Source organism: Gracilibacillus saliphilus (assembly GCF_010994085.1).
Classification (GTDB): Bacteria; Bacillota; Bacilli; order Bacillales; family Amphibacillaceae; genus Gracilibacillus; species Gracilibacillus lacisalsi.
The window spans coordinates 1-11,221 of record NZ_WJEB01000005.1; the positions used below are offsets into that span (position 1 = coordinate 1).

The window sequence follows — 11,221 nt, forward strand, 5'->3', positions numbered from 1 at the left end:
AATGACATAGCCTTCTACTGGGTTCCCAGTTATGTTTGTTTCATAACCTTCTACGGATTCTTCTTCGATGCTGTATTGAATCTCTTCACCAGTCTGATCTATTGCTAGTAAATCAGAAAATGTCCCTTTCCAGTTATTGTCTTCATTCAAAGTCAATTCTTGGTCTGTTTCTTCCCCATCTGCCAGTAATTTCACAGTGATGGCGTCTGGACGAATACCATCTTGGTTATCGGCATCGTTCCAGCTTTTTTCCACGTTGAAACTTATAGGGTCCACTGTAAAGCTGTTGGTAATCGTTAGACCATCATCTGATAATGTCTTCTCATAATAATCAGGAACTTCTACTTCGTCTATTGTATACTCATACCCATTACCATCGATATCTGTTTGATCTAAATCTGACCAAGTGTATTCTGTTGCGCCCTCTTCCAGAGTTACAGCCTCTCCAAATGCTTCACCATTTCTAAACAATTGTAAATCAATGGCTGGTTTTGGTCCGCCTTCCCAGACTTTTGTGCCAGTGATATTCACTTTTTCCTTGGTATTCTCAAATTCTACTTCCACCATATTCTCATCATTGTTGTCGTAGCCTTCGTCCACAACAATTTCTATCTCTTCATCAGAAAGAACATATCCGGTGGGTGCTGTAACTTCTGTTAGATAATAGGTTCTAAGTGGTAAATTCCCAATTTCTAACTCACCGTTTTCTGTTGTATACTCACCAAATTGTTGTCTTTCGCCATTTAAGTCGAATTCAAGCTTAAAGGTGGCTTCATTGTTTGCTATGATGTCTTTTCTTTCAGCATCGACTTTAGTTACACGTAATGCCCCTCTATCAGTAGCCCATTCACCACCTACGTTAGAGAATACTCTTGCTTGCAGTTCCTGAGATTCTACAGATTTTTCTTCTATCTCGGATCCTTCTAATGAGATTGTGTTGTTCACTCCACCGTCCTCTTCAGTTACGACAGTTGAATATCTTAAGATTATGGTGTCTTTCAATTCATCATTAAGTTGAATCGTTAATACATTCTCATTATCGTCTGTTGTAGTTACTTCAAGCGTATAGTCTGTTCCTTCTTCTAGAACAATTTCTTCATTTCCATCCAATCTGGAAATTTCAAGGCTATCATTTACATAGACAAGCCCTGCACTAATGGTATCCGTAATGATAGGTTCTTTAATGTTTGATAGACTTTCGTTCACTTTAACTTCCCAGTCTATTTCATCCCCTGTGAAAACACTATCTCCATCAACACTGACTGGGCCTTTTGCTAAGAAGTCGTTATGTTTATCATAGTTAAGAGTTGAAGAATATGGATATTCTTCGTCGCCAACTTTAACCATTGCATTATTCGTATAGTTGGGTTCTGAAATATCTGGTACGGAAGTTGTAAATTCAACAACATACCTTTTTGTTACATCTTCAGTAAAAGTTAAGCTGAATTCTTTACCTTCAACATCTACGATATAGTTGTTAGAATCTAGCACTTCATCAGTAATCTTAGTTGTTCCATCAGGCTTTACATTATAAACAGATACTTGAATACTCTCTTCATCAATTTTTCCATCATACTGTAACGCATCTGTTATGGTAACATCTGATCCCAGATTTTGTTCTTGATAGTTCGTATATAGCTGCCAAGCGATTTTTCTTTCAGATCCGCTTTCCCAGCTATTAACTAGATTTCCTTCACCATCCTCATGTACGAGTTGACCTTCTTTTTTACCACTGTTCCAAGAGTCTTCTCTTACCGTTGTATCTGCTTCTCTTCCTTGATCAATCTCAATATCATTTTCAGTTGTTCCTGTGAACTGTGCATGATTTTTATACACTCTATCTTGGTCTTCATCACTCTGATGTGGATCAAGTGTATTACCATCTACGTCCTTCTGTGGATCATAAGAAGTTTGATACTGAATTTCTAGTTGACCGCCGTCTAAAGGTAATACCCCACTTTGAAGCTCGATGATAAACCCTTGATGATAACCAGTTTCACCATCTTCTGTTCTAGCTTCAAGCGTATAGTCATCGCCTTTTGTCAGAGGTTCTCCTTTATGGGTAACTTCTACCGTGGCTGGAAGTAAGATCATGCCTTTATTGGGAAAGGTATCTTCTATTACTAATTCGTTAATTGCTTCCCTTTTTGGATTGACATTTAGTTTCCAATCAATTGTCTTTTCAGCATAGTCTATTCCTGCAAAACTCTTAGTATAGCTATTACCTACCGGGTTGATCGTAGCATTACTTTCCGTACCATCTTCACCGATACCTTCACCTTCGATGCCAACACCATTAACAAATGTATTTTTCGTGAAATCGGTTATTTCGGTTGTATAAGTAACGTTAAGCTGTTGAGTCCCTACATTTCCTAATTCAATAACAACTTCTGTTCCACCATCAGCACTAGGGTTAATGTTGATGTTATCAGGAGAATACAGCTCATCGTCCTCATTCTTAATAACAATAGCATCTTCACTAATGGCTAACCCCGCTGGAATTAAATCTGTTAATACAGCTTCTCCAACTGGGTGTCCTGCTTCGTTCACATGAATAGTCCAAGTAACCGTTTTGTTGTTATAATCTACATTAGATGTCCCTTCTTTTCGCAGAACAGGATCTCTGACGATATCAACTATTGCATCATCATTATTTAATTCATCCGTACCATCATAGAGTGTTGCCGTATTTAAGAAACCATTTTCTTTTTGGTAGACGCCATCTTCTACATCTCCCCAATTAACATCTGTTTCAAAGTTAATTCTGTAGGCATCCTCTTGGCCTAATTCACCTAATTCGATAGGGAATTCAGTAAATTCACCTTCAAGAGAATCTCCTTCTGTCCAACTACCCCATTCTTGTGTAATTCTAACAACTTCGATACTATCTGGGACTACGGTTAACCCGTCAGGTAAGTTGTCTTCTACCCTACCATCGCTAATTATACTTCCATTTTTATTAACATCTATACTCCACTGAATTTTATCCTCGTTACCAATTTGCCTACCGGACTTCTCTATTGGATTACTTCTTTCCAATCCACCAACTGTAGCTTGTGCAGGTAAGCTTTCGTCGCCATAATTAAATGTTGCATCATTGGTAAACGAATCTTTCGAGTAATCTTCAATGGTTGTTGTATATTGAATGCGGTAACCTTTATATGGAGCGATAGTACCCAATTCTACTTCAAATTCACCTTCAGCTACTGATTCTGATCCAGGTAATGCCTCAGCACCAACCGTCTTATCTCCATCATAGCCTATGACCAACTCATGGATCACAAAATCTCTAGCTTCGCCTAAACCCTCAGGAATGCTGTCTGCTAGAGTTGCACCTGTTATCTCTTCTTCATTCGTATTGATAACGTCTACTTCCCATGTGATTTCTCTTGCATCATGGTCAGTGTCAGGGTGTCCTTCCTTATCAATACCACTAATCTCCCCATCTGGTTTTGCGATAATCGTTAACGAATTGTCTTCACTATCATTGAATTTAATCTCTTGTTCAATATCTTCACTGAATTTTGCCAGATTGAACTTTAATCCAAGATCGACAAATCCGTTATGGACATTATCATTTTCAATATTTTTATTGAATTCGAACTTTAGTACACCATTCTCGATATAGTAAGTTCCTACATCAATCCCATCAACTATGATTGATTGCTCCGGAGAGTTAACCATTTCAAAAGCGTCAGAAAGAAGGATTTCAGCTGTATCACCAGCTTTTGCATTATGACCCTGTGTATCCCATTTGAATCCTAAGTGTGCTGTAGTATCTTTGTCTATATCAATAATATCGCCATCCTCAATATCTTCCCCATCAATTGTGAGGTAATCAAAGGTAAAGATATTTCCTAATTCGGCGGAAGGCTCAATATCAGAGGCGGCAGAAGTGGACTTAGTCGTTGACTCTTCTGAAGACGCGTTTTCGCCTCCATTTGCTGTCTCTTGTTGCTCTTCTTCAGCGTCTTCCTCTGTCACTTCTGAATCCACATCCTTTTCTTCGGTTGCTTGATCATCAGTGGTGGCTTCTTGCTCCTCTTCATTTGACTCAACATCAACAACCTCTTCCTCAGAATTAGCTTCTTGTTGTTCATCGGAAGTAACAGCTGAAATAACAAAATTACCACTCGCTTCAGGATATTCTTCGATCACTTCATTCAAGCTTATCGTGACCGTATTATCCGTTCCAGCTGTGTATTCACCTACTTGCTGCTCTTCAAAAAGTAGATTACTAGTTTGTTCTTGTTGCACGACAATGTCAGAATCAAATGTGATTGTCTCTGTACTGTCAGCTTCTACTTCTAGATCAGCAACAGACCAATCGATACTTACTTCTACATCGCTACCAGGCATTGTTTCCGCATCAACTGGATTGCCTTCTTCGTCTACAACACTAATATTCTTAAAGATAGACGTGTCTGCAGACGTAATAGCCTGTGAAGGCAACATAAGGCTACTTGTTAATGTCTGAAACAATAATACCACTAATAAAGCAATACTTACTTTCCTTGTCATTAAAAGTTAAAACTCCTTTCTACACCTAGAATTGATCAAAATGAAGATAAGCATCAAGCATGACTATCTCCACTTGAACTGGATGGTAGTGAAGACGATCACTATTTCGCTTAAAACACGCTTAAGTGATGAGGTAACCTATTACAAATCAGAATTGTAAAATGGAACCGATAAACTTTCCCATCTAACACTGAGAGGTTACTTTAACTAATGTATGATTGAGATGAGAAAATTATCTCTACACCATGTCTATACTTTCAAAGATTCCATGGCTTATTAAGCATGTAGGATTAGCTAGTCACACTACCCAAATTTGGATTATAAAGGTAAATACTGAACATATTCTTAAACAATTTTTAAACTAGTTATCATATTAATAGGTTAAAAGTTCTATAATCAGACTGGTTGCGTTCAAAGATTTACTGATAATTCCATAAATTAAGGACATAAGAAATAAATTAAAAACAGTATAAGTCTTGTGTGAAGACGCTTTCTACCCTGTGCTATAAAATGTGAACCAGATGACAACTTTATACGAGAAATTAAATTTTTGTGAATTTATGATGAGCCATTCAACAAGAAGACGATTTTCACTTTATCTTTCGGTATATATGGATTCTTTACTAAAAAAAATAGTAGCACAAACCATATTCTTGGTCTGCACTACTAATGCTTCGTATTTTTCAGTTATTGTTTCCTTCGTCGATAGAATATGAAAACTAAGATCCCAACAATCATTAGTCCTCCGCCAAATAAGAAATAATTAAACATGTTTGTTGCTGTGTTCGAAAGATTGCCTTGCTCTTGACTGACCTCATCACGATCGTTACTTACCTGTTCCTTCTGATTGATTGTATGCTTTCACTTCAATTTGTTCAGACTGTCCTAGCTCGATTGCAAACTAAATAGGACTATCTTCTCATATAGCCTTGAAGTGCTTTCATTTCAATGAATGAATAGACACCAGGTTTCAGACCATTAACATTAATCTTACCATCTTGATTAGTAGTTAACCCTTGTGCCACGATATTGCCTTCTTCATCTTGGAGCATAAATTCTGCACCTTGCAATACTTTATCTGCGTGATCTCGGTCTAAATTGGTTAGTTCTACTTCTGAACGGTTTTGCTTATTCGTAATGGTTATTTGTTTTGCTTCTAGTTGTCCTTCTCCGATTATAAATAAAACAGGTGGATTTGCTTGACAACCTATTAATGGACCAGTTTCAACCAGTAAATACTGACCAGGTCGTAAATCTTCGATAGTCAACTTTCCATTCTCCCCTGTTTTGATTCGGGTGGTTGGATCCCTACGGATTATTACCGAAACTTATCAGGGTATTAGCGTCTGTTACCCCTAAACTTATCCTTGTGTTACTTGAAGCTTGAAGTGGGTGTGCTTACAAACGTTTAACACCGTGATAAATAATGTTTTGTCATATCCTCATTAAAACTCTCTCGTTTTTTGTTCCGCTCTTTTATTTTTTCGAGGTTTTGGCTTGAGATAAAGACCAAGCTCCTTCTTCTCCTTCGCTAACGATCGATATAATGAAAGCATCATTAAACACATAATAAAGGAGAAAGGTAGTGCTGCTATGACTAGGATATTTTGTAATGCTTGCAGTCCACCACTATATAATAGCACCAACGCTATCGCAGATTGAGCAATCCCCCATATCATTTTAACACGGTTTGGAGGGGTTAAGGAACCATACGTTGTTTGCATCCCCAAGACGAAAGTAGCCGAATCTGCAGAAGTAATAAAGAACGTACTAATCAAGGCAATAGCAACAATCGACAATATTACTGATCCTGGATATTCACTAAAAACAGCGAACAATATTTGTTCTGTAGGCAATGGAGATAGATCAATATTTCCACTTTTCTGTACACCGATGGAGGATATACCAAAAGTAGTAAACCATAGAAAACTAACGACAGATGGTAATAATAATACCACCATCATAAATTCTCGTATTGTTCTACCACGTGATACACGAGCGATAAAAATACCTACAAATGGTGACCACGATATCCACCATGCCCAATAAAAAATTGTCCAATCGTTAATCCATGTACGGTGTTCTTCGTTCAATGGAGCAATACGAAAACTCATTTGAATTAGATTCTGTATGTATCCACCTATCGAATCTGTGAACATATTTAATATTAAAATAGTTGGACCAATAAAAAACATTAAAGCAAACAATCCAACTGCTAATACCATATTCGTGTTACTTAAATATTTGATGCCTTTTCCTAAACCAGTTGAAGCTGATATCATAAATAGGATGGTGACAACGATAATTATAATGAACTGTACGGTGAAATTATTTGGCACTCCTGTTAAATAGGAAAGTCCACCGTTTATCTGTGCGGCACCAAAACCTAAAGTAGTTGCTACCCCTACTACAGTAGCAAATACCGCCAGTACATCGATAACTTTACCAAAACCACCATTCATTTTGGAGCCAAATAAAGGTTTTAAAGTGGCCGATACTAACCCTGGTTCATTTTTACGAAATTTAAAATATGCTAAAACTAAACCTACCATCGAATAGATTCCCCATGCATGAATCCCCCAATGGAAAAAGACATATCTCATCGCTTCTTTTTGAGCAGCGTTCGTGCCTCCTTCGGCAAGTGGAGGGTTGAGGTAATGTGATAGAGGTTCTGCAGCCCCCCAGAAAACAAGTCCGATTCCCATACCAGCACTAAAGAGCATAGCAAACCATGTTGACTTTTTAAAATCTGGTTTGTCATCAGGCTTACCTAGTTTAATAGCACCAACAGGACTAAAAATTAAAAATATACAAAAAAGCACAATAACTGTTACTAATATAAGATAATACCAACCGAACGTTGAAGTAATCATTGCTTGAATATTCTCAGTCAGTTTTTCGAAACTACTTGGTGCTGCAATTCCGAAAATAACTGCCGCCAAAACGATCGAAATCGTTATCCAAAATACACTTGATATTTTTTTCATGAACTTCCTACCTCTCCTCTATCTTATCCACTATATTAAAATACCATTCTCAGAACCTTAAGTAAATAGCAGGAAAGGTGTTACTTAAAAGGTTTTTAGGAAGGCATTATTAGAGTCTCATCCATTATATATGTACCCATATTATCATTTCCCAAACCAATAATCCTATTCTAATTTGATATCGCTAACTTTAATTATTCTTCCCCGCATCGTGTAAAAAGGATAAAAATACTAATGGATAGACATACTCTAACTTTTGGGCTAAAAGCAAAACTACCCAAACACATCAACATTGAAATGATTTTGGGTAGTATTATATACTTTTCTTATTTCTATTCTATCACTATTATTGAATTAATTCGAGTTCTACCGGAACAAACTCTTCCACTTCTTCGCCTTTGAATATTTTTTCAGCTTCTACAACAGCTGTTTCACCAATCATTGTTGGCTGTTGTGCAACGGTGCCAGCCATTCTTCCCTCTTCCACAGCAGCAACCGCGTCATCTGTTGCATCAAAACCGATAATATGAATATCATCACGTCCGGCTGCTTCAATTGCTTCTAATGCACCCAGTGCCATTTCATCATTATGAGCAAAGACCCCTGTAATTTCTGAGTTACTTTGCAATATATTTTCCATTACAGATAAAGCTTCTGCACGGTTAAAATTAGCTGTCTGAGAAGTTACAATGTCTAATGAATCTTCCGCTATATTATGGAATCCTTGGCCACGCTCACGAGCTGCAGAGGAGCCTGAGATTCCTTCTAGTTCAGCTACTTGAGCATCTTCACCTGCTAATTCTACCATCAGCTCACCTGCTAATTCCCCACCTGCGATATTATCTGAAGCAACATGAACGGCAACATCGCCAGAATCTGCAGCACGGTCTAATGTAACGACAGGAATACCAGCTGAATTCGCAGATTCAACTGCTGCTACTACTGATGCTGAATCTGTCGGATTAATCATAATAACATCCACTTCTCTTTCAATTAAATCCTCTACATCATTAATTTGCTTTGCGACATCATCTTGTGAATCAACGGTAATTAATTCAGCACCAATTTCCTCAGCCTTTGCTTCCGCCCCTTCTTGAAGGGTAACAAAAAATGGGTTGTTTAACGTTGAAATGGAAAAGCCAATCGTTAACTCTCCATCGTTGTCCTCACTACCAGTTTCTTCTTCGACTGGTGATTCTGTTGAACATGCCATGAGTACACTACCTACCACTAAGATTATCCAAAATAATACTGTTTTCTTTAACATAATTTCCACTCCTTTAAGCATTTTTACGGTCTAGTAATACCGCTAATAGAATGACACTACCTTTTACTACTTGTTGGAAAAACGAACTTACTCCCAACAAGTTGAGTCCATTATTAAGGACCCCTATGATTAAGGCACCAATAAAGGTACCAAAAATCCACCCTTTACCTCCTGTCAAACTTGTTCCACCTAGTACAACTGCTGCGATGGCATCCAACTCATACATTTGACCTGCCGTGGGTTGTGCAGAATTTAATCTAGATGTTAAGATCATACCTGCTAAAGCAGATAAGAAACCGATTAATGAGTAAACATAAATTTTAATTCTTGTTGCACTAATTCCTGATAGAATAGCAGCCTCTTCATTGCCACCAACTGCATAAACACGGCGACCAAAAGTTGTCTTCTTTAAAATTAAGAAAAGAACAACAAAGGAAACTAACATGGTAATAGCTGGTACAGGGATACCAAAGAAATATCCCTTTCCTAACATTTCAAAAAAAGTAGACTCCCCTAAACCTGAAACAGGACGTCCATCCGTTAACATTAAAGTAAAGCCTCTAAACACTGTCATCGTAGCTAATGTCGCTATAAAAGGCGCAACTTTCCCCTTTGCTATCACTAGGCCATTAATAGCACCTAATAATGTACCGGTTAATAAACCGATAATAACTGCTAAAACTGGGTCCATTCCTGCTGCCATTAAAGATGCGGTTACAGCACCTGATAACGCCAAAATCGACCCGACAGATAAGTCAATACCACCTGTCAAAATAACAAACGTCATACCAAAGGCAATCAACGCATTAATCGAAACCTGACGTAATACATTTAACAAGTTACTAGCAGATAGAAACTCTGGGTTTAAGATACTAATGATGACGACGATAAAAAACAAACCAAGTAATGGGCCAAGCAAACCAAGCATTGTCTTTATCTTTTTTATATCAAGCATTTTAATTACCTCCTGTAGCATAGTGCATTATTTTCTCTTCGGATAACTCGGAACGCTGAAGTGTTGCCATATGCTTCCCTTCACACATTACAACTACCCTTGTACTCATTCCGATAATTTCGGGTAATTCAGATGAAACCATGATGATGGCTACACCTTGATCAGCTAGATCATTCATAATTGAATAAATTTCTTTTTTCGCACCCACATCAACTCCCCGAGTAGGCTCGTCCAAGATTAATATCTTCGGATTAATCGCTAGCCACTTGGCGATAACTACTTTTTGTTGATTACCACCACTTAATGATTTAGCTAATTGGCCCGCACCGGAAGACACAATATTTAATTTCTTAACCATTGTTTCATAAAGGCTTTGTTCTTTTTGTTGTAGCATCCATCCATTTTGGGATAATTCTCGTAAACTAGTCATATTCAAATTGTTTTGAATGGAAGAATCAACGACTAACCCTTTTGACTTACGATCTTCCGATACAAATCCAATCCCTTGTTGCATCGCATAACTTGGATCTTTTATTTTCACTGGATTCCCATCAACTTTTATCGTTCCTTTATCAGGTTGACGGTAGCCAAAAATAGTTTCAACTAATTCGGAACGACCTGCACCCATTAAGCCTGATATACCAAGAATTTCACCTGCACGTACTTGAAGGGAGACAGAATCAAATTCATCTTCACGTGTCAAATTGTCAATTTCTAATTTCACGTCAGATGGTGATCCTTTTCGTTCTGGAAAACGCTCCCCAAGTTCCCTCCCAACCATCATGCTGACTATTTCATCAAAGCTCGTTTCTTTAATCACCTTTGTACCTATGGATGCACCATCTCGAAGTACTGTAATTCGGTCACAAATCGCAAATATTTCTTCCATGCGATGTGAAATATAGACGAAGGAAACACCTTGTTTCTTCAAATCATCTATCGTTTCGAATAGTGTTTCTATTTCACGGTCTGTAAGTGCTGCAGTTGGTTCATCCATGACAATATACTTAGCATTAATTAGTAATGACTTAGCTATTTCAACAATTTGCTGTTGTCCCACTGATAGATGCTTGGCTAGCATAGATGGTTTGACATGTAATCCAAGCTTGGAAAGTTGTTTTTGCGCAATCTCGTTCATTTCTTTTGTCTTAATCCAACCTGTCTTACCGATCGTTTGTTCATTTCCTAAAAACAAATTCTCTGCAATAGATAATTCAGGTAAGATGTTTAGTTCTTGATGAATGACGGCAATACCATCTTTCTCAGCTTGCTTAGGGTTGGTATAATTTACCTCTTGGCCGTTTACTTTAACCGTGCCTTCATTTCGTGAATAAATTCCAGCCAATATTTTCATCATCGTTGATTTACCAGCACCATTCTCTCCCATGAGTGCATGTATTTCTCCATCCCTTAACGTGAAATCGACTCCTTTCAATACTTTTGTTCCACTAAAAGACTTTTCAATGCCACTCATTTCAATCATCAACTACA

At 37.7% G+C, this 11,221-nt stretch carries 7 protein-coding genes; all 7 read right to left on the bottom strand.

Annotated features, from left to right (window positions below; all coding sequences use genetic code 11):
• Positions 1-4,521: collagen binding domain-containing protein (locus tag GHT08_RS07745; RefSeq protein WP_163580867.1), on the bottom strand; the 4,521-nt coding region annotated here is incomplete at its 3' end.
• Positions 4,522-5,208: 687 nt separating this feature from the next.
• A complete protein-coding gene (locus GHT08_RS22555) occupies positions 5,209-5,373 on the bottom strand; it encodes an LPXTG cell wall anchor domain-containing protein (RefSeq protein WP_420370959.1) in 165 nt (54 codons plus the stop codon).
• Between the two features lie 59 nt (positions 5,374-5,432).
• Positions 5,433-5,840, bottom strand: coding sequence for an MSCRAMM family protein (locus GHT08_RS07755; RefSeq protein WP_337747280.1), 408 nt, complete (start codon positions 5,838-5,840; stop codon positions 5,433-5,435).
• 126 nt (positions 5,841-5,966) lie between these two features.
• Entirely contained in the window at positions 5,967-7,508 is a 1,542-nt protein-coding gene (locus tag GHT08_RS07760) for a glycine betaine uptake BCCT transporter (protein ID WP_163580869.1), read from the bottom strand.
• 346 nt (positions 7,509-7,854) lie between these two features.
• Complete coding sequence (gene rbsB, locus GHT08_RS07765) at positions 7,855-8,775, bottom strand: ribose ABC transporter substrate-binding protein RbsB (RefSeq protein WP_163580870.1); 921 nt, start codon at positions 8,773-8,775, stop codon at positions 7,855-7,857.
• Between the two features lie 13 nt (positions 8,776-8,788).
• Positions 8,789-9,730 (bottom strand): ABC transporter permease subunit, encoded by a 942-nt coding sequence (locus tag GHT08_RS07770; protein ID WP_163580871.1) that lies wholly within the window; start codon positions 9,728-9,730, stop codon positions 8,789-8,791.
• A 1-nt stretch (position 9,731) separates the two neighbouring features.
• Complete coding sequence (locus GHT08_RS07775; RefSeq protein WP_272953886.1) at positions 9,732-11,213, bottom strand: sugar ABC transporter ATP-binding protein; 1,482 nt, start codon at positions 11,211-11,213, stop codon at positions 9,732-9,734.
• Between the last annotated feature and the right edge of the window lie 8 nt (positions 11,214-11,221).